Annotated in this window: 21 protein-coding genes; 9 read left to right on the top strand and 12 right to left on the bottom strand. The window is 59.2% G+C overall.

The features are described from left to right. Positions 1-54 precede the first annotated feature (54 nt). The 5 genes from purB to ACYZTY_RS17560 form a co-directional block, all read right to left on the bottom strand. Entirely contained in the window at positions 55-1425 is a 1371-nt protein-coding gene (gene purB / locus ACYZTY_RS17580; RefSeq protein WP_109629430.1) for an adenylosuccinate lyase, read from the bottom strand. Positions 1426-1552: 127 nt separating this feature from the next. Continuing rightward, the gene (hflD, locus tag ACYZTY_RS17575) at positions 1553-2176 is read right to left on the bottom strand and encodes a high frequency lysogenization protein HflD (protein ID WP_347805483.1); all 624 of its coding nucleotides are present in this window, start codon (positions 2174-2176) and stop codon (positions 1553-1555) included. After that, positions 2173-3297: a tRNA 2-thiouridine(34) synthase MnmA gene (gene mnmA, locus ACYZTY_RS17570; protein WP_461954779.1), complete on the bottom strand. Its 1125-nt coding sequence runs from the start codon at positions 3295-3297 to the stop codon at positions 2173-2175. Before mnmA ends, hflD begins: the two co-directional genes overlap by 4 nt. A gap of 59 nt (positions 3298-3356) precedes the next feature. Continuing rightward, positions 3357-3803, bottom strand: a complete 447-nt coding sequence (locus ACYZTY_RS17565; RefSeq protein WP_461954778.1) for an NUDIX hydrolase — start codon at positions 3801-3803, stop codon at positions 3357-3359. Positions 3804-4029: 226 nt separating this feature from the next. Further along, a complete protein-coding gene (locus ACYZTY_RS17560) occupies positions 4030-6255 on the bottom strand; it encodes an NADP-dependent isocitrate dehydrogenase (RefSeq protein WP_461954777.1) in 2226 nt (741 codons plus the stop codon). A 507-nt stretch (positions 6256-6762) separates the two neighbouring features. On the opposite strand from ACYZTY_RS17560, the gene icd reads away from it, so the two are divergent. Further along, positions 6763-8019 carry an NADP-dependent isocitrate dehydrogenase gene (gene icd / locus ACYZTY_RS17555; protein WP_461954776.1) on the top strand — a complete coding sequence of 419 codons (1257 nt, stop codon included), beginning with the start codon at positions 6763-6765 and terminating at the stop codon, positions 8017-8019. Positions 8020-8111: 92 nt separating this feature from the next. Here the strand turns inward: icd and ACYZTY_RS17550 are convergent, their stop codons facing one another. Continuing rightward, positions 8112-8393, bottom strand: a complete 282-nt coding sequence (locus ACYZTY_RS17550; RefSeq protein ID WP_461954775.1) for a cold shock domain-containing protein — start codon at positions 8391-8393, stop codon at positions 8112-8114. A 224-nt stretch (positions 8394-8617) separates the two neighbouring features. Here ACYZTY_RS17550 and clpS point away from each other — a divergent pair, with 224 nt between their 5' ends. Together clpS and clpA are read left to right on the top strand one after the other, a co-directional pair. Further along, positions 8618-9001 carry an ATP-dependent Clp protease adapter ClpS gene (clpS, locus tag ACYZTY_RS17545; RefSeq protein ID WP_461954774.1) on the top strand — a complete coding sequence of 128 codons (384 nt, stop codon included), beginning with the start codon at positions 8618-8620 and terminating at the stop codon, positions 8999-9001. Positions 9002-9031: 30 nt separating this feature from the next. Continuing rightward, complete coding sequence (gene clpA, locus ACYZTY_RS17540; RefSeq protein ID WP_007946437.1) at positions 9032-11302, top strand: ATP-dependent Clp protease ATP-binding subunit ClpA; 2271 nt, start codon at positions 9032-9034, stop codon at positions 11300-11302. Between the two features lie 246 nt (positions 11303-11548). Here the strand turns inward: clpA and infA are convergent, their stop codons facing one another. The 4 genes from infA to trxB all read right to left on the bottom strand — a co-directional run bounded on the left by infA (position 11549) and on the right by trxB (position 14336). Next, complete coding sequence (gene infA / locus ACYZTY_RS17535) at positions 11549-11767, bottom strand: translation initiation factor IF-1 (protein ID WP_002553999.1); 219 nt, start codon at positions 11765-11767, stop codon at positions 11549-11551. A 100-nt stretch (positions 11768-11867) separates the two neighbouring features. Beyond that, positions 11868-12575: an arginyltransferase gene (locus tag ACYZTY_RS17530; protein WP_461954773.1), complete on the bottom strand. Its 708-nt coding sequence runs from the start codon at positions 12573-12575 to the stop codon at positions 11868-11870. A 56-nt stretch (positions 12576-12631) separates the two neighbouring features. Continuing rightward, a complete protein-coding gene (gene aat, locus ACYZTY_RS17525; RefSeq protein ID WP_461954772.1) occupies positions 12632-13312 on the bottom strand; it encodes a leucyl/phenylalanyl-tRNA--protein transferase in 681 nt (226 codons plus the stop codon). Positions 13313-13376: 64 nt separating this feature from the next. Continuing rightward, positions 13377-14336, bottom strand: a complete 960-nt coding sequence (gene trxB / locus ACYZTY_RS17520) for a thioredoxin-disulfide reductase (RefSeq protein WP_461954771.1) — start codon at positions 14334-14336, stop codon at positions 13377-13379. A 307-nt stretch (positions 14337-14643) separates the two neighbouring features. Here trxB and ACYZTY_RS17515 point away from each other — a divergent pair, with 307 nt between their 5' ends. From ACYZTY_RS17515 to cysG, 6 genes are all read left to right on the top strand, one after another. Continuing rightward, positions 14644-17052 carry a DNA translocase FtsK gene (locus tag ACYZTY_RS17515; protein WP_461954770.1) on the top strand — a complete coding sequence of 803 codons (2409 nt, stop codon included), beginning with the start codon at positions 14644-14646 and terminating at the stop codon, positions 17050-17052. Positions 17053-17119: 67 nt separating this feature from the next. Continuing rightward, positions 17120-17743 carry an outer membrane lipoprotein chaperone LolA gene (lolA, locus tag ACYZTY_RS17510; RefSeq protein ID WP_461954769.1) on the top strand — a complete coding sequence of 208 codons (624 nt, stop codon included), beginning with the start codon at positions 17120-17122 and terminating at the stop codon, positions 17741-17743. Positions 17744-17882: 139 nt separating this feature from the next. Then, a complete protein-coding gene (locus ACYZTY_RS17505) occupies positions 17883-19205 on the top strand; it encodes a replication-associated recombination protein A (RefSeq protein ID WP_461959345.1) in 1323 nt (440 codons plus the stop codon). Then, positions 19205-19579 carry a fluoride efflux transporter CrcB gene (gene crcB / locus ACYZTY_RS17500; RefSeq protein ID WP_461954768.1) on the top strand — a complete coding sequence of 125 codons (375 nt, stop codon included), beginning with the start codon at positions 19205-19207 and terminating at the stop codon, positions 19577-19579. Before ACYZTY_RS17505 ends, crcB begins: the two co-directional genes overlap by 1 nt. A gap of 15 nt (positions 19580-19594) precedes the next feature. Continuing rightward, positions 19595-20875, top strand: a complete 1281-nt coding sequence (gene serS / locus ACYZTY_RS17495) for a serine--tRNA ligase (protein WP_010458913.1) — start codon at positions 19595-19597, stop codon at positions 20873-20875. Further along, positions 20876-22270 carry a siroheme synthase CysG gene (gene cysG, locus ACYZTY_RS17490; protein WP_461954767.1) on the top strand — a complete coding sequence of 465 codons (1395 nt, stop codon included), beginning with the start codon at positions 20876-20878 and terminating at the stop codon, positions 22268-22270. Between the two features lie 71 nt (positions 22271-22341). Here the strand turns inward: cysG and ACYZTY_RS17485 are convergent, their stop codons facing one another. After that, a complete protein-coding gene (locus ACYZTY_RS17485) occupies positions 22342-23337 on the bottom strand; it encodes an IS110 family RNA-guided transposase (RefSeq protein ID WP_461954766.1) in 996 nt (331 codons plus the stop codon). 318 nt (positions 23338-23655) lie between these two features. Continuing rightward, complete coding sequence (locus ACYZTY_RS17480) at positions 23656-24663, bottom strand: glutathione S-transferase family protein (protein WP_461954765.1); 1008 nt, start codon at positions 24661-24663, stop codon at positions 23656-23658. Positions 24664-24670: the final 7 nt, after the last annotated feature.

Raw genomic sequence — 24670 nt, 5'->3', positions numbered from 1 at the left:
CGGGAATAAAAACGCCCGGCGCTGCCGGGCGTCTCAAACGGGTAAAGCGGTCGATCAGATGCGTTTGGCTTGTGCCACGGCATTGCCGATGTAGTTCGCCGGGGTGAGCAATTTCAGCTCGGCCTTGGCGGCGGCTGGCATGTCCAGGCCGTCGATGAAAGTTTGCAGCGCTTCAGGGCTGATGCCCTTGCCGCGGGTCAACTCTTTCAGCTTTTCGTACGGGTTTTCGATGTTGTAGCGGCGCATCACGGTCTGGATCGGCTCGGCCAATACTTCCCAGCACGCGTCCAGGTCGGCAGCGATCTTCTGAGCATTGAGCTCCAGTTTGCTGATGCCTTTGAGGCTCGCTTCGTACGCGATAACGCTGTGGGCGAAGCCGACACCGAGGTTACGCAACACGGTGGAGTCGGTCAGGTCGCGCTGCCAGCGGGAGATCGGCAGTTTGCTCGCCAAATGCTGGAACAGTGCGTTGGCGATACCCAGGTTGCCTTCGGAGTTTTCGAAGTCGATCGGGTTGACCTTGTGCGGCATGGTCGACGACCCGATTTCGCCAGCGATGGTGCGCTGCTTGAAATAACCCAGGGAGATGTAGCCCCAGATGTCGCGGTCGAAGTCGATCAGGATGGTGTTGAAACGTGCGATCGCGTCGAACAACTCGGCAATGTAGTCGTGCGGTTCGATCTGCGTGGTGTACGGGTTGAAGCCCAGGCCCAGTTCGTCTTCGATGAAGGCGCGGGCGTTTTCTTCCCAGTCGATTTCAGGGTAGGCCGACAGGTGAGCGTTGTAGTTGCCGACAGCGCCGTTGATCTTGCCCAGCAGCGGAACGGCTGCGACCTGAGCGATTTGACGCTCCAGACGGTAAACCACGTTCGCCAGCTCTTTGCCCAGGGTGGTCGGCGAGGCCGGTTGACCGTGGGTGCGCGACAGCATCGGCACGTCAGCGAAACGGATGGCCAGTTCGCGGATGGCGTCGCAGGTCTGGCGCATCAGTGGCAGCATCACGTCATCACGGCCTTCGCGCAGCATCAGGGCGTGGGACAGGTTGTTGATGTCCTCGCTGGTGCAGGCAAAGTGGATGAATTCGCTGACCTTGGCCAGTTCCGGCAGCTTGGCTGCTTGCTCTTTGAGCAGGTATTCGATGGCTTTGACGTCGTGGTTGGTGGTGCGCTCGATCTCTTTGACACGCTCGGCGTGCTCCAGAGCGAAGTTGTCCGCCAGGGTGTTCAGCACAGCGTTGGCTTCGGCGGAGAACGCCGGCACTTCGCTGATGCCAGGGTGAGCGGCCAGACGCTGGAGCCAGCGCACTTCAACCAGAACACGAGCACGGATCAGGCCGTACTCGCTGAAAATTGGGCGCAGGGCCTGGGTTTTGCCGGCGTAGCGGCCGTCAACAGGGGAAACCGCAGTGAGCGAAGAAAGCTGCATGGGGTGTTCTCGGACAGTCGGGCAACGAAATGGGGCGCGTATCATACATGAAAAAATCCGCCGGTCCGTTGCCAACTGACCAGCGTCTTACGCGTTACTGACTACAAAGCGGTGTGGCGGGCGCGGTTCAGCTGCTGCGCATCAGCGGGTAAAGCTCTTTTAATAACTTGCGACGGCTGATCACCAACTGCCAGCGATGACCGCCCAACTGCCGCCACAGGCGCGCAGAACGAATCCCGGCCAGCAACAGGGCACGGATTTTCGACGCGTTGCTCGGTTGTTGCAGGTTGCGCATGTCGCCGTGGACCTGAATCCGTTGGCGCAAAGTGCTCAGGGTGTCCTGGTACAACGCACCGCAGGCCGCGATCACGTTTTCGTGCGCCGGGCCGAAGTGTTCGACCTGGGATTGAATCTGCGGCAAACGCTTCCCGATCTCGTCGAGCATGTCGTTGCGTTTGGCCAGCTGACGTTCCAGGCCGAGCATGGCCAAGGCATAACGAAGCGGTTCGCGCTGCAGGGTGCTCGGGTCGCGTTCCAGGGCGCCGATCAATGCGCGATAGCCTTCGCGCAGATTGATGTCGTCGCCCCCGTACACTTCCAGGGTGTCCTTGGGGTCGCGGATCAGCAGGCTGCCGAGCATGCAGGTCAGGCCGGCTTCGGTGGTCTGGCCGGTCTTGGCAATCTTGTCGACGAGGACGGCGGCGAGAAACACGCCGCCCAGCGCCGTCAGTTGCTCCTGAGTGGGGCTCATGCCTTGCTGCTCCATGGCTCTGCGACTTCAATCACGCCGCCGCCCAGGCAGATTTCACCGTCATAGAACACCACGGACTGGCCCGGGGTGACCGCGCGCTGCGGGTCATCGAAGGTGGCGCGGTAGCCGGTGGCGGTTTTTTCCAGCGTGCACGGCTGATCGCTTTGGCGATAACGGACTTTGGCGGTCAGCCTGCGTGGCTCGGTCAGGTCGATCGGGTTGACCCAATAAATGTCCGAGGCGAGCAGGGCGCGGGAGAACAGGTAAGGGTGGTCATTGCCCTGGCCGACGATCAGCTCGTTGTGCTGCAGGTCCTTGATCAGCACGTACCACGGCTCGTCACTGGCGTCTTTCAAGCCGCCGATGCCCAGGCCCTGACGCTGACCGATGGTGTGATACATCAAGCCATGGTGGCGGCCGATGACTTCACCTTCGGTGGTCTTGATCTCGCCCGGCTGGGCCGGCAGGTACTGCTTGAGGAAGTCGCTGAAGCGGCGTTCGCCGATAAAGCAGATCCCCGTCGAGTCCTTTTTCTTCGCGGTGGCCAGATCGTGTTTCTCGGCAATCGCGCGCACTTCTGGCTTTTCCAGCTCGCCGACCGGGAACAGGGTCTTGGCGATCTGTTCACCGCCGACCGCGTGCAGGAAGTAGCTCTGATCCTTGTTCGGGTCCAGGCCCTTGAGCAGTTCGGTGCGGCCATCGATATCGCGGCGACGCACGTAGTGACCGGTAGCGATCAGGTCGGCGCCGAGCACCATGGCGTAGTCGAGGAACGCCTTGAACTTGATCTCTCGGTTGCACAGGATGTCCGGGTTCGGCGTGCGACCGGCCTTGTATTCGGCCAGGAAATGCTCGAATACGTTGTCCCAGTACTCGGCGGCGAAGTTGGCGGTGTGCAGCTTGATGCCAATCTTGTCGCACACAGCCTGAGCATCCGCCAGGTCGTCCATGGCGGTGCAGTATTCCGTTCCATCGTCCTCTTCCCAGTTCTTCATGAACAGGCCTTCCACCTCGTAACCCTGCTCAATCAGCAGGAGAGCGGAAACGGAAGAGTCCACGCCGCCGGACATGCCGACAATGACGCGCTTCTTTTGTGTGTCAGAAGGGGCTGGATCACGCATAGGGATTCAATGAGTGTCTTGAAAAAGGACGCGATTCTAGCAGGCCCAAGCCCGCAAGGCTAAAGAGAAGGGCGGATCAGTTCGAGTCCGAAGTGTTTACCGTCCAGATAATCATCGATACAGCGGATGATCAGCTCACTGCGCCAGTTTGCGCGCTGTGCCAGCAGTTCGTCACGGGTTAGCCATTTGGCGCCGACAATGCCGTCGTCCAGTTCATAGTCGGGGTGATGTTTCAGAGGTTTTGCGGTGAAGCAGACCCGCTGATAAGTCACACCGTTGCTCGGGGCGGTGTAGAGGTAAATACCCACCACGCCGGTCGCCTCGACGTCCCAGCCTGTTTCTTCCAGTGTTTCGCGCACGGCTGCTTCGATCAGGGTTTCGTCCGGGTCGAGGTGGCCGGCGGGCTGGTTGAGCACCGTTCGTCCGTGTTTGGTTTCTTCGACCATCAGGAAACGGCCGTTGTCTTCGACGATGGTGGCGACGGTGATGTGGGGTTTCCAGTCCATAAATCTTCCTCGATTCATTGTGGGGTGTAGCAGCTGTCGAGCCTGCGAGGCTGCGTTCGGCTGCGCAGCAGTCGCCGCGGTTTATCTGTAAGACCGAAGCGTCTGGTTTTACGACTGCTTCGCAGCCGAACGCAGCCTCGCAGGCTCGGCAGCTGCTACACAGGTTGCGTGTGCCACAAGCAGAAACCCCGGCACTGGGCCGGGGCTTCTTTGCATCCTTACAACCTTAAACCAGCGCAGCGATCGCGGCGTTGAAGGTGTTGCTCGGGCGCATGGCCTTGCTGATCAGATCGGCATTGGCGTGGTAGTAACCGCCGATGTCCACTGGCTTGCCCTGAACGGCGTTGAGCTCGGCAACGATGGTTGCTTCGTTCTCGGTCAGGGTTTTGGCCAACTGGCCGAACTGCGCTTGCAGTGCGGTGTCTTCGGTCTGGGCAGCCAGGGCCTGAGCCCAGTACAGCGCCAGGTAGAAGTGGCTGCCGCGGTTGTCGATGTTGCCGACTTTACGCGATGGCGACTTGTTGTTGTCCAGGAACTGGCCGGTGGCCTGGTCCAGGGTCTTGGCCAACACCAAGGCTTTAGGGTTGTTGTACGTCACACCCAGATGCTCGAGGGAAGCGGCCAGGGCCAGGAACTCACCCAGGGAATCCCAGCGCAGGAAGTTTTCTTCCAGCAGCTGCTGAACGTGCTTCGGTGCCGAACCGCCAGCGCCGGTTTCGAACAGACCGCCGCCATTCATCAGCGGAACGATCGACAGCATCTTGGCGCTGGTGCCCAGTTCCATGATCGGGAACAGGTCGGTCAGGTAGTCGCGCAGTACGTTGCCGGTCACCGAGATGGTGTCCTTGCCTTCGCGGGTGCGGCCCAGGGTGAAGGCCATCGCGTCGACTGGCGACATGATGCGGATGTCCAGGCCGGAAGTGTCGTGATCCTTCAGGTAAGCCTGAACTTTCTCGATCACAACGCCGTCGTGGGCGCGCATCGGGTCCAGCCAGAAAATCGCTGGCGTGGCGCTAGCGCGAGCACGGTTGACGGCCAGTTTGACCCAGTCCTGGATCGGCGCGTCTTTGGTCTGGCACATGCGGAAGATGTCGCCGGCTTCAACCGATTGCTCCAGCAGCAGGCTGCCTTTGCTGTCGGTCACGCGGACAACGCCGTTGGCCTTGATCTGGAAAGTCTTGTCGTGCGAGCCGTACTCTTCGGCTTTCTTCGCCATCAGGCCAACGTTTGGCACGCTGCCCATGGTGGTCGGATCGAAAGCCCCGTTAGCCTTGCAGTCTTCGATCACCGCCTGGTAGATGGTGGCGTAGCAGCGATCCGGGATCACAGCCTTGGTGTCGTGCAACTGACCGTCAGTGCCCCACATTTTGCCGGAGTCACGGATCATGGCCGGCATCGAGGCGTCGACGATAACGTCGCTCGGCACGTGCAGGTTGGTGATGCCTTTGTCGGAGTTGACCATGGCCAACGACGGACGAACGGCGTAGACCGCCTGGATGTCCGCTTCGATCTGCGCTTGTTGCTCGGCAGGCAAAGCCTTGATGCGAGCGTACAGGTCGCCGATGCCGTTGTTCAGGTTGAAGCCGATCTGTGCCAGCACGTCAGCGTGCTTGGCCAGTGCGTCTTTATAGAACTCGGCAACGATCTGGCCGAACATGATCGGGTCGGAGACCTTCATCATGGTGGCTTTGAGGTGAACCGACAGCAGTACGCCTTTTTGCTTGGCGTCTTCGATCTCGGCAGCGATGAAGCTGCGCAGAGCGTTTTTGCTCATGACCGCGCAATCGAGGATCTCACCGGCTTGCACGGTGGTCTTTTCTTTCAGGACGGTGGTGGTGCCGTCTTGAGCGATCAGTTCGATTTTAACGGCATCAGCGGCGTCGATCAGGGCAGCTTTTTCGCTGCCGTAAAAATCGCCGGTGCTCATGTGCGCGACGTGGGACTTGGAGTCCGCAGCCCAGGCGCCCATTTTGTGCGGGTGCTTGCGTGCATAGTTCTTGACCGACAGCGGCGCACGACGATCGGAGTTGCCTTCGCGCAGAACCGGGTTCACGGCGCTGCCCTTGATCTTGTCGTAACGCGACTTGGCGAGCTTGTCGGCGTCGGTGGTCACGGTTTCCGGGTAGTCCGGCAGTGCGAAGCCCTGGGCTTGCAGCTCTTTGATCGCGGCTTGCAGTTGCGGAACCGAGGCGCTGATGTTCGGCAGCTTGATGATGTTGGCTTCAGGCGTAACGGCCAGGTCGCCCAGTTCGGCGAGGTGGTCGGCTACGGCTTTGTCACCCAATTGCTCGGGGAAGCTGGCCAGGATGCGCCCTGCAAGAGAGATATCGCGGGTTTCCACGGCGATATCAGCGGAGGCGGTGAAAGCCTCTACGATAGGCAACAGTGAATAGGTGGCGAGGGCGGGAGCTTCGTCGGTGAAGGTATAGATGATCTTCGAGCGGGTGGGCATATTCGGATTAACTCTCTCTTCTTTGCTAAAGCGTGCGCAGAAACTCGAGGGGCGCCGTGTAAGCGCGTTCGTTCAAAGTCGTCCATGAGCCGAATGTCGAGGTTTCTTTGCGGTGATGTTGGGTGCATCGGTCGAGCGTCAAGCGGGTGGGTTGCGGTACAACCCTGCTTTTTCAGGCACCAGACCTCGGCTACTTATTCAGTTGCAGGAGAGGTCGGCCGTCGTGACTCTGTGGTCAGCGGGCGGCATTATACATAGGTAGCTGGCAATCTGCCGATGGTTCATATGCAACGATTCTCGTCCATTGGTCTAAAGGTCGCAGGGGCAGGTGGGGCGTAGAGTCTTGCACCGTGCTTGAGTTTGGCGCTTTTCCCTTTGCTTTCAGGCTTGTACGTCGCGAACTGTGCAGCTTTGCGGCAGATGGATGGAACATAGGGTTTGCGTGCCGATTTAACTGGGGTACGCTCGAACGAAGCCAGATGTTCAATCCAAACAATGGAGTTCAGCATGGGATACAAGAAGATTCAGGTTCCAGCAGTCGGCGACAAAATCACCGTCAACGCGGACCATTCTCTCAATGTTCCTAACAACCCGATCATCCCCTTCATCGAAGGTGATGGTATTGGCGTTGATATCAGCCCGGTCATGATCAAGGTTGTCGATGCTGCTGTTAAGAAGGCTTACGGCGGCGAGCGCAAAATTTCCTGGATGGAAGTCTACGCCGGGGAGAAAGCGACTCAGGTTTACGATCAGGATACCTGGCTGCCTCAGGAAACCCTGGACGCGGTCAAGGATTACGTGGTTTCCATCAAGGGCCCTCTGACCACCCCGGTCGGTGGTGGCATCCGTTCCCTGAACGTGGCCCTGCGTCAGCAACTCGACCTTTATGTGTGCCTGCGCCCGGTGCGCTGGTTCGAAGGCGTACCTAGCCCGGTCAAGAAGCCAGGCGACGTCGACATGACGATCTTCCGCGAGAACTCGGAAGACATCTACGCCGGTATCGAATGGAAAGCCGGTTCGCCGGAAGCGACCAAGGTCATCAAGTTCCTCAAAGAAGAAATGGGTGTTACCAAGATCCGTTTCGACGAAAACTGCGGTATCGGCGTCAAGCCGGTTTCGTTGCAGGGTACCAAGCGTTTGGCGCGCAAGGCGTTGCAGTACGTGGTCGACAACGACCGCGACTCGCTGACCATCGTGCACAAAGGCAACATCATGAAGTTCACCGAAGGTGCCTTCAAGGAATGGGCCTACGAAGTGGCCGCTGAAGAATTCGGCGCGACCCTGCTCGACGGTGGTCCGTGGATGCAGTTCAAGAACCCGAAAACCGGCAAGAACGTCATCGTCAAAGACGCCATCGCCGACGCCATGCTCCAGCAGATCCTGCTGCGCCCGGCCGAATACGATGTGATCGCGACCTTGAACCTGAACGGCGACTATCTCTCCGACGCCCTGGCGGCGGAAGTGGGCGGTATCGGTATCGCGCCAGGTGCCAACCTGTCCGACACCATCGCCATGTTCGAAGCGACCCACGGCACTGCGCCGAAGTACGCCGGCAAGGACCAGGTCAACCCGGGTTCGCTGATCCTGTCCGCAGAGATGATGCTGCGCCACATGGGCTGGACCGAAGCGGCGGATCTGATCATCAAGGGCACCAATGGTGCGATTTCGGCCAAGACCGTGACCTATGACTTCCACCGTTTGATGGAAGGCGCGAAACTGCTGTCGTCTTCTGCGTTCGGTGATGCGCTCATCTCGCATATGTAAGCCGCACATGTAAACGAGCTCACGCACGACAAAAACCGCCCGATTCAGTGATTGAGTCGGGCGGTTTTTTTATGACTGGATGATCGGTGGAGTCAGTTCGACACTGTTTCCTGTTTGGTAGCGGGCGCAGTCTGTTCGCTGACGGAAGGGGCAAAGCCGATCTTCACTGCGTGCAACCCTTTGGGACCCTGAACGATTTCGAAACTTACGGCTTGCCCGGCCTTGAGGGTCTTGTACCCCTCCATTTCTATGGCTGAATAGTGGGCAAAGAAATCAATAAGATGACCGTCTTCGTCGTGACCTTCCCTGGCGTCGGTGTTAATGAAGCCGAATCCTTTGGCATTGTTGAACCATTTCACCTTACCGACTGACATACCCATATCCCTCTGCAACAGACTCCATCACTGGAGTATCATCCAGTACATCCGCAGTCAGATCTTTAAATAAGATTGACTCCGCGGACCTTTTTTACCCACTGTGGGCTCTATTGGTTGTAACACCGTTTTCCCGATAGTCAAGGTGACCGGGCGGTCGGAGTTGAAATCGTCCCTAGCCGCCCCCACCACTGTATTTGCACAACTGACGAACCTTTCTTTCCATGCATGCAATCAGCCAGATTCGACTAACATTCAATCAGGATCGCCCGGTTCTCCAGAAAGATCACCCGGGGACTCAAGACGACGATTCCGCAGGCGTTGCTGTTCAGGAGGCAAAGCCTGCATTACAGGCGCCACCGATGTACAAGGTGGTTTTGTTCAATGATGACTACACACCGATGGATTTCGTCGTCGAAGTGCTCGAGGTGTTTTTTAACCTGAATCGGGAGCTGGCGACCAAGGTCATGTTGGCCGTCCATACAGAAGGACGGGCAGTATGTGGAGTGTTTACCCGCGACATCGCCGAGACTAAGGCCATGCAGGTCAACCAGTACGCCAGGGAAAGCCAGCATCCGCTACTCTGTGAAATCGAGAAGGACGGTTAATCGCCGACCACTTGGGTATGAGGTGAAGCTATGTTAAACCGCGAGCTCGAAGTCACCCTCAATCTTGCCTTCAAGGAGGCTCGTTCGAAGCGTCATGAATTCATGACTGTCGAACACCTCCTGCTGGCCCTATTGGACAATGAGGCTGCCGCCACCGTTTTGCGTGCCTGCGGCGCAAACCTCGACAAACTCAAGCATGATTTGCAGGAGTTCATCGACTCCACCACGCCATTGATCCCCGTTCATGACGAGGATCGCGAAACCCAGCCAACCCTGGGCTTCCAGCGTGTACTGCAACGTGCCGTGTTCCACGTACAGAGCTCGGGCAAACGCGAAGTGACTGGCGCCAACGTGCTGGTCGCCATCTTCAGTGAGCAAGAGAGTCAGGCAGTGTTCCTGCTGAAACAGCAGAGCGTTGCGCGCATTGATGTCGTCAACTACATCGCCCATGGCATTTCCAAAGTGCCGGGGCATGGCGATCACTCTGAAGGTGAGCAAGATATGCAGGACGACGAGGGCGGTGAGTCTTCTTCTTCAGGCAATCCTCTGGATGCTTATGCCAGCAACCTCAACGAACTCGCGCGCCAGGGTCGTATCGATCCGCTGGTAGGCCGTGAGCTGGAAGTCGAGCGTGTCGCGCAGATCCTGGCGCGTCGCCGCAAAAACAATCCGCTGCTGGTGGGCGAGGCGGGCGTGGGTAAAACCGCGATTGCCGAAGGCCTGGCCAAACGTATTGTCGACAACCAGGTGCCGGACTTGCTGGCCAACAGCGTGGTGTATTCCCTCGATCTGGGTGCCTTGCTGGCCGGGACCAAATACCGTGGCGATTTCGAGAAGCGCTTCAAGGCGCTGCTCAATGAGCTGAAAAAACGTCCGCAGGCGATTCTGTTCATCGACGAGATCCACACCATCATCGGTGCGGGCGCCGCGTCCGGTGGTGTCATGGATGCCTCGAACCTGCTCAAGCCGCTGCTGTCGTCGGGCGATATCCGTTGCATCGGTTCGACCACGTTCCAGGAATTCCGCGGGATCTTCGAGAAGGACCGTGCCTTGGCCCGGCGCTTCCAGAAAGTCGATGTGTCGGAGCCTTCGGTGGAAGACACCATCGGTATCCTGCGCGGCCTGAAAGGGCGTTTCGAAGCGCACCACAACATCGAATACAGCGATGAAGCGTTGCGTGCGGCCGCCGAACTGGCTTCACGCTATATCAATGACCGGCACATGCCGGACAAAGCCATCGACGTCATCGACGAGGCGGGCGCCTATCAGCGTCTGCAACCGATCGAGAAACGCGTGAAACGCATCGAAGTGCCTCAGGTCGAGGACATCGTTGCGAAAATCGCGCGGATTCCGCCTAAGCACGTCACCAGCTCCGACAAAGAGCTGCTGCGTAACCTTGAGCGTGACCTGAAGCTGACAGTATTTGGTCAGGATGCCGCCATCGACTCGCTGTCGACCGCGATCAAACTGTCCCGTGCCGGCCTCAAGTCGCCTGACAAGCCTGTCGGTTCGTTCCTGTTCGCAGGGCCGACCGGTGTCGGTAAAACCGAAGCGGCGCGTCAGCTGGCCAAGGCGTTGGGCATCGAGCTGGTTCGTTTCGACATGTCCGAGTACATGGAGCGCCACACCGTATCGCGTCTGATCGGTGCGCCTCCTGGCTATGTCGGGTTCGATCAGGGCGGTCTGCTGACCGAAGCCATCACCAAGCAGCCTCACTGCGTGCTGTTGCTCGATGAGATCGAGAAGGCGCATCCGGAAGTCTTCAACCTGCTGCTGCAGGTCATGGACCACGGTACGCTGACCGATAACAACGGGCGCAAGGCGGACTTCCGTAATGTGATCGTCATTATGACGACCAACGCCGGTGCAGAAACCGCAGCACGTGCTTCGATCGGTTTCACCCATCAGGACCACTCGTCCGATGCGATGGAAGTGATCAAGAAGAGCTTCACGCCGGAGTTCCGCAACCGTCTGGACACCATTATCCAGTTTGGTCGCCTCAGTCATGAGGTCATCAAAAGCGTGGTGGACAAGTTCCTTACCGAGCTTCAAGCGCAGCTGGAAGACAAGCGCGTGCAGCTGGAAGTGACCGACGCGGCGCGCAGCTGGCTGGCGGCGGGTGGCTACGACTCGGCGATGGGCGCTCGACCAATGGCGCGTTTGATCCAGGACAAGATCAAGCGTCCACTGGCGGAAGAGATCCTCTTCGGCGAACTGGCCGACCATGGTGGCGTGGTGCACATCGACCTGAAGGACGGCGAGCTGACCTTCGAGTTCGAAACCACGGCCGAAATGGCCTGACGTTAATCGCGACAAAGCAAAAGGCGCCGAAAGGCGCCTTTTTGCTGTCTGCTGAATTTTGAGAGATTGGCACATCCCCCTGTGGGAGCGAGCCTGCTCGCGATGGCGGCGGGTCAGCTTGCATCGATGTTGAATGAAATGCCGCTATCGCGAGCAGGCTCGCTCCCACAGGGGATAGTGTTGATCCATCAAATCGCAGGCAAACAAAAACGCCCGGCATAAGCCGGGCGTCTTGTATTGACTTGATTAGCGAGCGCGGTAAGTGATGCGCCCTTTGCTCAAGTCATAGGGCGTCAGCTCGACGCGCACTTTGTCACCGGTAAGAATACGGATGTAGTTCTTGCGCATCTTGCCGGAGATATGCGCGGTTACGACGTGCCCATTTTCCAACTCCACACGAAACATGGTGTTGGGCAGGGTGTCGACGACAGTGCCTTCCATTTCGAAGCTGTCTTCTTTCGACATGCAGTAAAGCCCTCGGTGTCCAATGAATGGCCCGGTGCAACTGCGCCAGGCAAAAGCGGCGTGCATTGTGCCCGAAAAATGGGGTTTAAGCCAAGGGGTTCTAGTTCAGGATGACCCAGCGCTGATTAATCAGCAGTTCGATAGGGCGATATTGCGTCTTGTAGCTCATCTTTTTGCAGTTTTTGATCCAATAGCCGAGGTAGACCGCTTCCAGCCCAAGACGCCGGGCTTCGCCGATTTGCCAGAGGATCGCGAAGCGACCCAGGCTGCGGCGCTCTTCATCGGGTTCGTAGAAGGTGTAAACCGCCGACAGACCGTTCGGCAGCAAATCGGTCACAGCGACCGCCAGCAGTCGGCCTTCGAGACGAAATTCGTAAAAACGCGAAAACGGCAAGTCACGCACCAGGAACGTCGAAAACTGGTCGCGACTCGGCGGGTACATGTCGCCATCGGCGTGACGCTGTTCGATGTAGCGCTGATAGAGATCGAAATACTCTTCGCTGAATTGCGGTCTGGCCGGGCGCACTTGCAGGTCGGCGTTGCGTTTGAAGATGCGTTTCTGCTGACGGTTGGGGGTAAATTGCGCCACGGGGATGCGTGCCGGGACGCACGCATTGCAATTCTGGCAATGCGGCCGGTAGAGATGATCGCCGCTGCGACGAAAACCCATTTCAGACAGGTCTGCGTAGACATGCACATCCATGAGCTGACTAGGGTCGAGGAACAGCGTCGTGGCCTGCTCCTCGGGCAGATAACTGCAAGAGTGGGGCTGAGTGGCATAAAACTTCAAACGCGCCAACTCGGTCATGATCAACCCTCGGGATAAGCTTTGAATTAAGTGTAAGCCACGCGCGCAAAAGTCGCTCAGCAAACCCAGGTTGCGCGGCTGGGTTGATCCAGATGTTGCGCAAGGAAGTGGGCGAAGTCGCGGCGAGGAATCGCTCGGGCGCCGAGGCTGTGCAGATGGTCGGTCGGCATCTGGCAGTCGATCAGCACAAAACCCGAGTCTTTCAGATGTCGCACCAGGGTGGCAAAGCCATATTTCGAAGCGTTGTCAGCACGGCTGAACATGGATTCGCCGAAAAACAGCTGACCCATCGCCAGGCCGTACAGCCCGCCCACCAGCACGCCATCGTCCCAGACCTCGACGGAATGCGCGTAGCCACGCTTGTGCAGTTCGAGGTAAGCGGTCTGCATCGCGTCAGTGATCCAGGTCCCGTCGGCATACTCGCGGGGTGCGGCGCAGGCGCTGATGACCGAGGCGAAATCCTGATCGAAGGTCACTTGATAGCGTTGTTGGCGCAACAATTTACTCAGGCTGCGAGAGACATGCAGTTCGTCGGGAAATAAGACGGTGCGTGGATCCGGCGACCACCAAAGGATCGGCTGGCCCTCCGAGAACCATGGAAAGCAGCCGTGGCGATACGCCTGAATCAGACGATCGGCAGACAGATCGCCGCCCGCGGCCAACAGTCCGTTGGGGTCGCGCATGGCTTTTTCCAGCGGCGGGAAGGTCAGGGTGTTGCGTTGTAACCAAGTCAGCATGGCATCCGGGCTTGCAGAAGGGGAGGGCGGTGGCGGGCTGGTGGGCCCGTCGTAAAGTGTGCCGTCAAACGGTGGGAATGTCGTCGAGGTATTTCTCGGCGTCCAGCGCGGCCATGCAGCCAGCCCCGGCGGAGGTCACGGCCTGTCGGTAAACGTGATCGGCCACGTCGCCGGCGGCGAACACGCCCGGGATCTCGGTGGCCGTGGCGTCGCCTTCGCTGCCGCCCCTGACCAGCAGGTAGCCGTCACGCATTTTCAGCTGACCCTCGAACAGGTCGGTATTGGGTTTATGGCCGATGGCGATGAACACGCCGGCCAGCGCCAATTCACTGGTTTGGCCGGTGTTGCTGTCTCGCAGGCGGGCGCCGGTCACGCCGCTGGCATCGCCCAGCACTTCATCGAGATTCTGATTCCAGTGCAGGCGGATATTGCCGTTAGCAGCTTTTTCGAAGAGTTTGTCCTGAAGAATCTTCTCCGAGCGCAGCTTGTCGCGCCGGTGAATCAGGTGGACTTCCTTGGCGATGTTCGACAGGTACAGGGCTTCTTCAACCGCGGTGTTGCCGCCGCCGACGACGGCGACCACTTGATTGCGATAGAAGAATCCGTCGCAGGTGGCGCAGGCCGAAACCCCGCGGCCGGCAAAGGCTTCTTCCGAAGGCAGTCCCAGGTACTGCGCTGAAGCGCCGGTGGCGATAATCAGTGCGTCGCAGGTGTAAGTGGCGCCATCGCCGATCAACTCGAACGGCCGCTGTTGCAACTTGGCGGTGTGGATATGGTCGTAAACAATCTCTGTGGCAAAGCGCTCGGCGTGTTTTTGCATGCGTTCCATCAGCACCGGGCCGGTGAGGCCCTCGACGTCGCCGGGCCAGTTATCGACTTCGACGGTGGTGGTCAGCTGGCCACCTGCCTGTATGCCGGTGATGACAACGGGTTTGAGGTTGGCGCGTGCGGCATAAACGGCTGCGCTGTATCCGGCAGGGCCGGAACCCAGAATGATCAGGCGGGAATGCTTCGGTTCGCTCATAAAAACACCTCATAAGCCTTTGTCACAAAAGAGAATGCATGCTCAAATTGAACCGCGCGTAATGTGCGTTTGGCTATGCTACACCGAAGGACTTGAAGCATGGCATCGGGCGAACAAACCCGTACAATGCCGCCTGTAACAGTGGTTGTAACAAAATAAGCTTTGCATCCCGTGTTTATAAAAACCGGGGTGCAGTGTTAAAAGTAGTCCCAGTTGCGCGTGTTAACTTTTTTACCTGCCTGGATTGGGCAGTTTTTTATAGTCATTCAACAGATGGACGCGCCCAGGGCGCAGGAAAAGAAGCGTTTTGAAGAAATCCACCGCAGCACCCAAAACAGTCGTCGTTCCACTCTGGCGCCAACACTTGCACTACCGGCTCAAGGAAGGTGCATTGATCGCCATCGGCGGCCTGTGCCTGTTCCTGATGATGGCCTTGTTGACCTATGCCAAGGACGATCCGGGCTGGAGCCATAACAGCAAGATCGACGATGTGCAGAACTTCGGCGGACCGGTCGGCTCCTACAGCGCCGACATCCTGTTCATGGTGCTGGGTTACTTCGCCTACATCTTCCCGTTGTTGCTGGCGATCAAGGCGTATCAGATCTTCCGTCAGCGCCACGAGCAGTGGCAGTGGAGCGGCTGGCTGTTCTCCTGGCGCCTGATCGGCCTGGTATTCCTGGTGCTGTCGGGCGCGGCCCTGGCGCATATCCATTTCCATGCGGCGACCGGCCTGCCGGCCGGTGCTGGCGGCGCGCTGGGCGAAAGCCTTGGCGACCTGGCCAAGAACGCGCTGAACATCCAGGGCAGCACACTGCTGTTCATCGCGCTGTTCCTGTTCGGCCTGACGGTGTTCACCGACCTGTCGTGGTTCAAGGTGATGGACGTCACCGGCAAGATCACCCTCGACCTGTTCGAACTGTTCCAGGGCGCGGCCAATCGCTGGTGGGCCGCCCGTGTCGAGCGCAAACAACTGGTTGCGCAATTGCGTGAGGTCGACGATCGCGTGCATGACGTGGTCGCCCCGACGGTGACGGACAAGCGCGAGCAGGCCAAGGTCAAGGAACGCCTGATCGAGCGCGAGCAGGCCCTGAGCAAGCACATGTCGGACCGCGAGAAGCAGGTGCCGCCCGTCATCGCGCCAGCACCGCCCAAGCCGGCAGCGCCGAGCAAGCGCGTGGAGAAAGAGAAACAGGCGCCGTTGTTCGTCGACAGCGCCGTCGAAGGCACCTTGCCGCCGATCTCGATTCTCGACCCGGCCGAAAAGAAACAACTCAATTATTCCCCGGAGTCGCTGGCAGCCGTTGGCCACTTGCTGGAAATCAAGCTCAAGGAATTCGGCGTCGAAGTCTCGGTGGATTCGATCCACCCGGGCCCGGTCATTACCCGTTACGAAATCCAGCCAGCCGCCGGCGTAAAGGTCAGTCGCATCTCCAACCTGGCGAAAGACCTGGCGCGTTCCCTGGCCGTGACCAGCGTTCGTGTGGTGGAAGTGATTCCGGGCAAGACCACCGTCGGTATCGAGATTCCCAACGAGGACCGCCAGATCGTACGGTTCTCCGAAGTGCTGTCGACGCCTGAGTACGACAACTTCAAGTCACCGGTCACCCTGGCCCTGGGCCACGACATCGGCGGCAAGCCGGTCATCACTGACCTGGCGAAAATGCCTCACTTGCTGGTGGCCGGTACGACCGGTTCCGGTAAGTCGGTGGGTGTGAACGCGATGATCCTGTCGATCCTGTTCAAGTCCGGCCCGGAAGACGCCAAGCTGATCATGATCGACCCGAAAATGCTCGAGCTGTCGATCTACGAAGGCATCCCGCACCTGCTGTGCCCGGTCGTGACCGACATGAAGGACGCGGCCAACGCCCTGCGCTGGAGCGTGGCGGAGATGGAGCGTCGCTACAAACTGATGGCGAAGATGGGCGTGCGAAACCTGTCGGGCTTCAACGCCAAGGTCAAGGAAGCCCAGGACGCCGGTACGCCGCTGACCGACCCGTTATACAAGCGCGAAAGCATTCACGACGAAGCACCGCTGTTGACCAAGCTGCCGACCATCGTCGTGGTCGTCGACGAATTCGCCGACATGATGATGATCGTCGGCAAGAAGGTTGAAGAGCTGATCGCGCGTATCGCCCAGAAGGCCCGTGCGGCCGGTATCCACTTGATCCTCGCGACCCAGCGTCCGTCAGTTGACGTGATCACCGGTCTGATCAAGGCGAACATCCCGACGCGTATGGCGTTCCAGGTGTCGAGCAAGATCGACTCCCGGACGATCATCGACCAGGGCGGCGCCGAGCAACTGCTGGGCCACGGTGACATGCTCTACATGCCGCCGGGCACCAGTCTGCCGATCCGTGTCCATGGTGCGTTCGTGTCCGATGACGAGGTTCACCGGGTGGTTGAAGCCTGGAAACTGCGCGGTGCGCCGGAATACAACGATGAGATCCTGGCTGGTGTCGAAGAGGCTGGTAGCGGTTTCGACGGCGGCAGTGGCGGTGGCGACGAAGACAGCGAATCCGATGCGCTCTACGACGAAGCGGTGCAGTTCGTCCTGGAAAGCCGTCGGGCGTCCATCTCTGCGGTTCAGCGCAAGCTGAAAATCGGCTACAACCGCGCCGCCCGCATGATCGAAGCCATGGAAATGGCCGGGGTCGTGACGTCCATGAATACCAACGGTTCGCGTGAAGTCCTGGCACCTGGCCCGGTACGCGACTGATTTGATTTTTGAAAGGGCTGCGCAGTCATGCGCAGCCCGAACTCCCACGAATGTTATGAGGACTCCCATGCGTCTTATCCGCATGCTGTTGCTGCCGGTACTGGCTTTGACCACGCTCTCGGCCCACGCCGATGACAAGGACGTGGCGCGTCTGACCCAACTGCTGGAAAAATCGCAGACCCTGACTGCACGCTTCTCTCAGCTGACGCTGGATGGCAGCGGCACTCAATTGCAGGAAACCGCCGGGCAAATGTCCCTGCAGCGCCCTGGCCTGTTTTACTGGCACACCGATGCGCCGAACGAGCAAGTCGTGGTTTCCGACGGTAAAAAAGTGACGCTGTGGGACCCGGACCTGGAACAGGCCACCATCAAGACCCTCGACCTGCGTCTGAGCCAGACCCCGGCGTTGCTGCTGTCCGGTGATGTGTCGAAGATCAGCGAGAGCTTCGCCATCAGCGCCAAGGAAGCCGGCGGCGTGATCGACTTCACCTTGAAACCGAAAACCAAGGACACCCTGTTCGACAGCCTGCGTCTGTCGTTCCGCAATGGCCTGGTCAATGACATGCAACTGATCGACAGCGTCGGCCAGCGCACCAACATCCTGTTCACCGGCGTGAAGGCCAACGAGCCGATCCCGGCGTCCAAGTTCAAGTTCGACATCCCCAAGGGTGCCGACGTGATCCAGGAATAAACCGCAAGTCCCTGTAGGAGCGAAGCTTGCTCGCGAAAGCGGTTTTCCAGACGACATTCACGGCGACTGACACACCGCTTTCGCGAGCAAGCTTCGCTCCTACAAGGGATAAAGAATCAGTGAGGTTTCATAAGCAGTGATGGACCTGTTTCGCAGTGCCCCGATAGCTCAGCCTCTGGCCGCACGCCTGCGTGCAGTCAATCTGGACGAGTACGTCGGTCAGGAACACCTGCTCGCTCGCGGCAAGCCTTTGCGTGAAGCCCTGGAGCAGGGTGCCCTGCACTCGATGATCTTCTGGGGCCCGCCGGGCGTGGGCAAAACCACCCTGGCGCGGTTGCTGGCGGAAGTCTCGGATGCGCACTTCGAAACGGTCTCGGCAGTCCTGGCCGGCGTGAAGGAAATCCGTCAGGCGGTGGAAATCGCCAAGCAGCAGGCTGGCCAATACGGCAAGCGCACCATCCTGTTCGTCGATGAAGTGCATCGCTTCAACAAGTCGCAGCAGGATGCATTCCTGCCCTACGTTGAAGACGGCACGCTGATTTTCATCGGCGCGACCACGGAAAACCCCTCGTTCGAACTCAACAACGCCTTGCTCTCCCGGGCACGCGTCTACGTACTCAAAAGCCTCGACGAAGCGGCCCTGCGCAAACTGGTGCATCGGGCGCTGACCGAAGAGCGTGGCCTGGGCAAGCGGCAACTGACCCTCAGCGATGAAGGCTTCCAGATGCTGTTGTCCGCCGCCGATGGCGATGGCCGCCGTCTGCTCAACCTGTTGGAAAACGCCTCGGACCTGGCTGAAGACAACAGCGAGATCGGCGTCGATTTGCTGCAAAGCCTGCTGGGTGATACCCGTCGGCGTTTCGACAAGGGCGGTGAAGCGTTCTACGACCAGATTTCCGCGCTGCATAAATCGGTGCGCGGCTCCAATCCCGACGGCGCGCTGTACTGGTTCGCGCGGATGATCGATGGCGGTTGCGACCCGCTGTACCTGGCCCGGCGCGTGGTGCGCATGGCCAGCGAAGACATCGGCAACGCCGACCCGCGCGCCCTGAGCCTGTGCCTCGCGGCATGGGAGGTGCAGGAGCGCCTCGGCAGTCCCGAAGGCGAATTGGCGGTGGCCCAAGCCATCACCTATTTGGCTTGCGCGCCGAAAAGCAACGCGGTGTACATGGGTTTCAAAGCCGCCATGCGCAGCGCCACCGAACATGGTTCGCTGGAAGTGCCGCTGCACCTGCGCAACGCACCGACCAAGCTGATGAAGCAATTGGGTTACGGCGATGAATACCGTTACGCCCACGATGAGCCGGACGCTTACGCCGCTGGCGAAGACTACTTCCCGGAAGAACTTGAACCACAACCGTTCTATCAACCGGTGCCTCGCGGCCTGGAGCTGAAGATCGGCGAAAAGCTCAATCACCTCGCGCAACTTGATCGTCTAAGCCCCCGGCAGCGGAGAACATAGTGATTCCTTTGGTCATTGCGGTCTCCGTCGGCGGTGTTGCCGGGACACTGTTGCGCTTTGCCACCGGTAATTGGGTCAACGCTAATTGGCCGCGGCACTTCTATACCGCGACGCTGGCCGTTAATATCGTCGGCTGTTTGCTGATCGGCGTTCTATACGGTCTGTTTTTGATCCGCCCGGAGGTGCCGATTGAGGTGCGCGCCGGGTTGATGGTCGGCTTCCTCGGGGGGCTGACGACTTTTTCATCCTTTTCACTGGATACGGTGCGCCTGCTTGAAACCGGGCAAATGCCGCTGGCCCTGGGCTATGCTGCCATCAGCGTATTCGGAGGGCTGCTCGCTACCTGGGCTGGCCTGTCCTTGACCAAACTTTGATAACGAGAGACCGACATGCTCGATTCCAAACTGTTACGTAGCAACCTTCAGGACGTAGCGGACCGCCTGGCATCCCGCGGCTACACGCTGGATGTTGCGCGCATCGAAGCGCTGGAAGAACAGCGCAAGACCGTCCAGACCCGCACCGAAGCACTGCAGGCTGAACGTAATGCGCGCTCCAAATCCATCGGTCAGGCCAAGCAGCGCGGCGAAGACATCGCGCCGCTGATGGCCGACGTCGAGCGCATGGCGAACGAGTTGAGCGCTGGTAAAGTCGAGCTGGACGGGATCCAGACCGATCTGGACTCGATCCTGCTCGGCATCCCGAACCTGCCGCACGAATCCGTACCCATCGGTGATGACGAAGACGGCAACGTCGAAGTGCGTCGCTGGGGCACCCCGACCGCCTTCGATTTCCCGGTTCAGGACCACGTAGCCCTGGGCGAGAAATTCGGCTGGCTGGACTTCGAAACCGCTGCCAAGCTGTCCGGCGCCCGTTTCGCCCTGTTGCGCGGCCCGATCGCCCGCATGCACCGCGCCCTGGCGCAGTTCATGATCAACCTGCACACCAGCGAACACGGTTACGAAGAGGCTTACACGCCTTATCTGGTCCAGGCGCCTGCGCTGCAAGGCACCGGTCAGCTGCCGAAGTTCGAAGAAGACCTGTTCAAGATCAGCCGCGAAGGCGAAGCCGATCTGTACCTGATCCCGACCGCTGAAGTGTCGCTGACCAACATCGTGGCCGGTGAGATCGTCGATTCGAAACTGCTGCCGATCAAGTTTGTCGCCCACACCCCGTGCTTCCGCAGTGAAGCCGGTGCATCGGGCCGTGATACTCGCGGCATGATCCGTCAGCACCAGTTCGACAAGGTCGAAATGGTGCAGATCGTTGAGCCGTCGACCTCGATGGACGCGCTGGAAGGCCTGACCGCCAACGCCGAGAAAGTCCTGCAACTGCTCGAACTGCCTTATCGCACCATTGCGCTGTGCACCGGCGACATGGGTTTCAGCGCGGTCAAGACGTACGACCTGGAAGTGTGGATTCCGAGCCAGGACAAGTACCGCGAGATCTCGTCGTGCTCCAACTGCGGCGACTTCCAGGCCCGTCGCATGCAAGCGCGTTTCCGCAACCCGGAAACCGGCAAGCCAGAACTGGTTCACACCTTGAACGGTTCCGGCCTGGCGGTCGGTCGTACGCTGGTGGCGGTGCTGGAAAACTACCAGCAGGCCGACGGTTCGATCCGTGTGCCTGAAGTGCTGAAACCGTACATGGGTGGCCTCGAGGTCATCGGCTAAATGGACTATCTGCCGCTGTTTCATAACCTTCGCGGCAGTCGTGTGTTGGTCGTCGGCGGGGGGGAGATTGCCTTGCGCAAATCCCGCCTGCTGGCCGAAGCCGGTGCGCTGCTGCGGGTGGTCGCACCTGAAATCGAACCGCAACTGCGCGAATTGGTTGCCGGTAGCGGTGGCGAGTGCCTGTTACGGGGCTACGCGGAAGCGGACCTGGACGGTTGCGGGCTGATCATTGCCGCCACCGACGACGAACCGCTGAACGCGCAAGTCTCTGCCGATGCCCATCGGCGTTGCGTGCCGGTTAACGTGGTGGATGCGCCAGCCTTGTGCAGCGTGATCTTCCCGGCAATCGTCGACCGCTCTCCCTTGATTATTGCGGTGTCCAGCGGCGGCGATGCGCCGGTACTGGCGCGGTTGATCCGCGCCAAGCTGGAAACCTGGATTCCTTCCACCTACGGTCAACTGGCCGGTCTGGCGGCGCGTTTTCGCAGTCAGGTCAAAGGCCTGTTCCCGGATGTGCAGCAGCGTCGGGCATTCTGGGAAGATGTATTCCAGGGCCCGATTGCCGACCGGCAACTGGCCGGGCAGGGCGCTGAAGCCGAACGCTTGATGCTGGCGAAGATCAATGGTGAAGCGCCGGTCGCCACCGGTGAAGTGTATTTGGTGGGTGCAGGTCCAGGTGATCCAGACTTGCTGACCTTCCGTGCCTTGCGCCTGATGCAGCAAGCCGATGTGGTGCTGTATGACCGTTTGGTCGCCCCGGCGATTCTCGATTTGTGTCGTCGCGATGCCGAGCGGGTCTACGTCGGCAAGCGTCGCGCCGATCACGCCGTGCCTCAGGATCAGATCAACCAGCAATTGGTGGACCTGGCCAAGCAAGGCAAGCGGGTCGTTCGCTTGAAGGGCGGTGATCCGTTCATCTTCGGTCGCGGCGGTGAAGAGATCGAAGAGCTGGCGGCCCATGGCATCCCGTTTCAGGTGGTGCCGGGTATCACGGCCGCCAGCGGTTGCGCGGCGTACGCCGGAATTCCGCTGACTCACCGCGACTACGCGCAGTCGGTACGATTTGTCACCGGGCACTTGAAGGACGGCTCCACCGATTTGCCGTGGGCCGACCTGGTCGCGCCGGCGCAAACCCTGGTGTTTTACATGGGGCTGGTGGGCTTGCCGATCATCTGCGAACAGTTGATCAAGCATGGTCGCGGGGCGGATACCCCGGCGGCGCTGATTCAGCAGGGCACCACGGTCAATCAGCGGGTGTTTACCGGCACGCTGGCCGATTTGCCACGGCTGGTAGCGGAGCATGAAGTGCATGCGCCGACACTGGTGATCGTTGGGGAAGTGGTGCAATTGCGCGAGAAACTGGCGTGGTTTGAAGGGGCTCAGGCGCAGGTCTAGAGACCGAGTCGCTCCATTCGCGGGCAAGCCTCGCTCCTACCTCCATCGACCTGTAGATACTCTGTTCACGGTCAAGCTTTCGCGAGATGTTTTTCGCTAAAAAGCTTGGCCGTATTAAATTCTTCTCCAGAACGCATGCATGCCCATAACCCGGTCAGGTATTTGCGCATCACTGCTCCGATGGCCTGCATTTTCTTCTTGCCGCGGGCTACCAGCGCCTCGTAAAAGGCTTTCACATTCTCATCACAGCGAATTGCCGTCATTGCCGGCATGAACATCGCTGCACGTAAATACGCGTTGCCGCATTTGGACATTCGGCCTGGCCGGTTCACGCTGGTGCCTGACTGGGTCAACCTTACATCGAGTCCTGCATAACGGCTTACCTGCGCCGATTTAAGCGTCACAGGAAGTGTCGTCAACTCAGCCAGTGCTGCGATGGCCGAGGCCTCTCCCACGCCGGGTGCAGCCATCATGCAGCGAAACTGCAAGCTCAGATCTGGGCATTTGGCGATGGCCTCGCGAGCGGCCTTCTTCAAACGATCAATCCGTGTGTCTAGCGCTGCAATCGCATCTTTTTCATCCTCGATCAGCAGCTCAACACTCGTTTCCGTCGCTTGTAGTGCGTGCAACTCATTCTTGGCTCGGGTCCGATGGCCAATCAGCCGGTTGATATGGCGACCAATAGCACGCAGCATCAGTTGATCTGCAGTAGGTGGCACCCACAGTCTAGGCGCCATACGTTCGCCATACTCGGCCAGCAACTGAGCATCAATCTGGTCAGTTTTGCTGTTTTGCAGCATCAGCTTGGCAAAGTTATGGAAGCTTTTGGGGTTGATCACCGAGACCGGTAAGCCGGCGGCATGCAACTCTATCGCCAGGTCCAGGTAGTAAATGCCGGTGGCCTCCATGACCACGCTCAGCGGTTTGAGGCCCAACATCTTGGTCACGGCAGCCTTACGCCCCTTGGGTGTGTGCTGAATGTCCCACTGGCCTGATGTTTTACCGTTCTGCCGCCATCCCATAGCAGATGTGCGGGCACCAATGTCTATGCCGACATGAGTATTCATGCTTTTCACTTCCCTGACTTTCGGTAAGATTGCTCCTGGTTCCCCCGACCTCGAACTTCATGCCACTGCAACCTTGTAATGCGAAGTCCGACTTGTCGGCTTCTCGATACTCTTCGTGGTGGGCAATGAGGCGGGGGGGCCTCTCTACAGACAAGGTCAGGAGTAAATCCTGCCTTTAGGAGCGATCGACCTCCCCCAGAAACACACTTGATGTTGTATGAGTCCTTGAGCGTAACCTCTCTCGTTGGAATCAGGGTCAACATACAAGGAGCGAGGCTTGCCCGCGAAGAGGCCCTCAAAATCGATATACGGCTCAAATCAGGCGTTGTTCTTGCGCCAAACCCCTTTCCCGTTCAACCGCGCCCGATTATGCGGTGCTGTGAAATCCTGCGCTGGCCCTTTCGGCACAACCCCAGTCGGATTGATGGTCTTGTGACTGCCGTAGTAGTGATTCTTGATGTGCTCGAAATCCACCGTCTCGGCAATCCCCGGCCACTGGTAAATCTCCCGCAGCCAGTTCGACAGATTCGGATAATCGGCGATCCGGCGCAGGTTGCACTTGAAGTGACCGTGGTACACCGCATCAAAGCGAATCAGCGTGGTGAACAGGCGGATATCAGCTTCAGTCAGGTACTCACCGACCAGGTAACGATTGGCGCCGAGTAAAGACTCCAGCCGATCCAGCTCGGCAAACACATCATCAAACGCCTCTTCATAAGCCGTCTGCGAAGTCGCGAACCCGGCGCGATAAACGCCGTTGTTCACCGCCGGATAAATCCGCTCGTTCAACGCATCGATCTCACCGCGCAACGGCGCCGGATAGAAATCCAGGTCATTGCCGGTCAGGTCATCGAAAGCGCCATTGAACATGCGGATGATCTCCGCCGATTCATTGTTGACGATGCGATTCTGCTGTTTGTCCCAGAGCACCGGCACGGTGACGCGGCCGGTGTAGTCGGCGGTGTCGGCGGTGTAGCGCTGGTGCATGAAGTCGAAGTGATCGAGTTTGTCACCGGTCGAGCCCAGGTTCTGGTCGAAGGTCCAGCCGTGTTCCAGCATCAGCCAACTGACCACCGAGACGTCGATCAGATTTTCCAGGCCTTTGAGTTTGCGCAGGATCAGCGTGCGATGCGCCCACGGACAGGCGAGGGAAACGTAGAGATGATAACGGCCGGCCTCGGCTGCAAAACCACCGACACCCGTCGGGCCGGGTTTGCCGTCGGCGGTCAGCCAGTTACGACGTTGCGCTTGTTCACGCTGGAACGTACCGTCCTTGGCGCTTTCGTACCACTGGTCATGCCAGCGGCCTTCAACTAACAAACCCATGTTCAAG

It is taken from the genome of Pseudomonas sp. LB1P83, from assembly GCF_054897885.1.
The sequence above is the reverse complement of the archived record's forward strand: the minus strand, read 5'-3'. Positions and strand labels throughout refer to the sequence as shown.

Excerpts from the sequence above, each read along its gene's own strand:
- purB (WP_109629430.1), bottom strand. The coding sequence starts at position 1,425 with ATGCAGCTTTCTTCGCTCACTGCGGTTTCCCCTGTTGACGGCCGCTAC.
- hflD (WP_347805483.1), bottom strand. The coding sequence starts at position 2,176 with ATGAGCCCCACTCAGGAGCAACTGACGGCGCTGGGCGGCGTGTTTCTC.
- mnmA (WP_461954779.1), bottom strand. The coding sequence starts at position 3,297 with ATGCGTGATCCAGCCCCTTCTGACACACAAAAGAAGCGCGTCATTGTC.
- ACYZTY_RS17565 (WP_461954778.1), bottom strand. The coding sequence starts at position 3,803 with ATGGACTGGAAACCCCACATCACCGTCGCCACCATCGTCGAAGACAAC.
- ACYZTY_RS17560 (WP_461954777.1), bottom strand. The coding sequence starts at position 6,255 with ATGCCCACCCGCTCGAAGATCATCTATACCTTCACCGACGAAGCTCCC.
- icd (WP_461954776.1), top strand. The coding sequence starts at position 6,763 with ATGGGATACAAGAAGATTCAGGTTCCAGCAGTCGGCGACAAAATCACC.
- ACYZTY_RS17550 (WP_461954775.1), bottom strand. The coding sequence starts at position 8,393 with ATGTCAGTCGGTAAGGTGAAATGGTTCAACAATGCCAAAGGATTCGGC.
- clpS (WP_461954774.1), top strand. The coding sequence starts at position 8,618 with ATGCATGCAATCAGCCAGATTCGACTAACATTCAATCAGGATCGCCCG.
- clpA (WP_007946437.1), top strand. The coding sequence starts at position 9,032 with ATGTTAAACCGCGAGCTCGAAGTCACCCTCAATCTTGCCTTCAAGGAG.
- infA (WP_002553999.1), bottom strand. The coding sequence starts at position 11,767 with ATGTCGAAAGAAGACAGCTTCGAAATGGAAGGCACTGTCGTCGACACC.
- ACYZTY_RS17530 (WP_461954773.1), bottom strand. The coding sequence starts at position 12,575 with ATGACCGAGTTGGCGCGTTTGAAGTTTTATGCCACTCAGCCCCACTCT.
- aat (WP_461954772.1), bottom strand. The coding sequence starts at position 13,312 with ATGCTGACTTGGTTACAACGCAACACCCTGACCTTCCCGCCGCTGGAA.
- trxB (WP_461954771.1), bottom strand. The coding sequence starts at position 14,336 with ATGAGCGAACCGAAGCATTCCCGCCTGATCATTCTGGGTTCCGGCCCT.
- lolA (WP_461954769.1), top strand. The coding sequence starts at position 17,120 with ATGCGTCTTATCCGCATGCTGTTGCTGCCGGTACTGGCTTTGACCACG.
- ACYZTY_RS17505 (WP_461959345.1), top strand. The coding sequence starts at position 17,883 with ATGGACCTGTTTCGCAGTGCCCCGATAGCTCAGCCTCTGGCCGCACGC.
- serS (WP_010458913.1), top strand. The coding sequence starts at position 19,595 with ATGCTCGATTCCAAACTGTTACGTAGCAACCTTCAGGACGTAGCGGAC.
- cysG (WP_461954767.1), top strand. The coding sequence starts at position 20,876 with ATGGACTATCTGCCGCTGTTTCATAACCTTCGCGGCAGTCGTGTGTTG.
- ACYZTY_RS17485 (WP_461954766.1), bottom strand. The coding sequence starts at position 23,337 with ATGAATACTCATGTCGGCATAGACATTGGTGCCCGCACATCTGCTATG.
- ACYZTY_RS17480 (WP_461954765.1), bottom strand. The coding sequence starts at position 24,663 with ATGGGTTTGTTAGTTGAAGGCCGCTGGCATGACCAGTGGTACGAAAGC.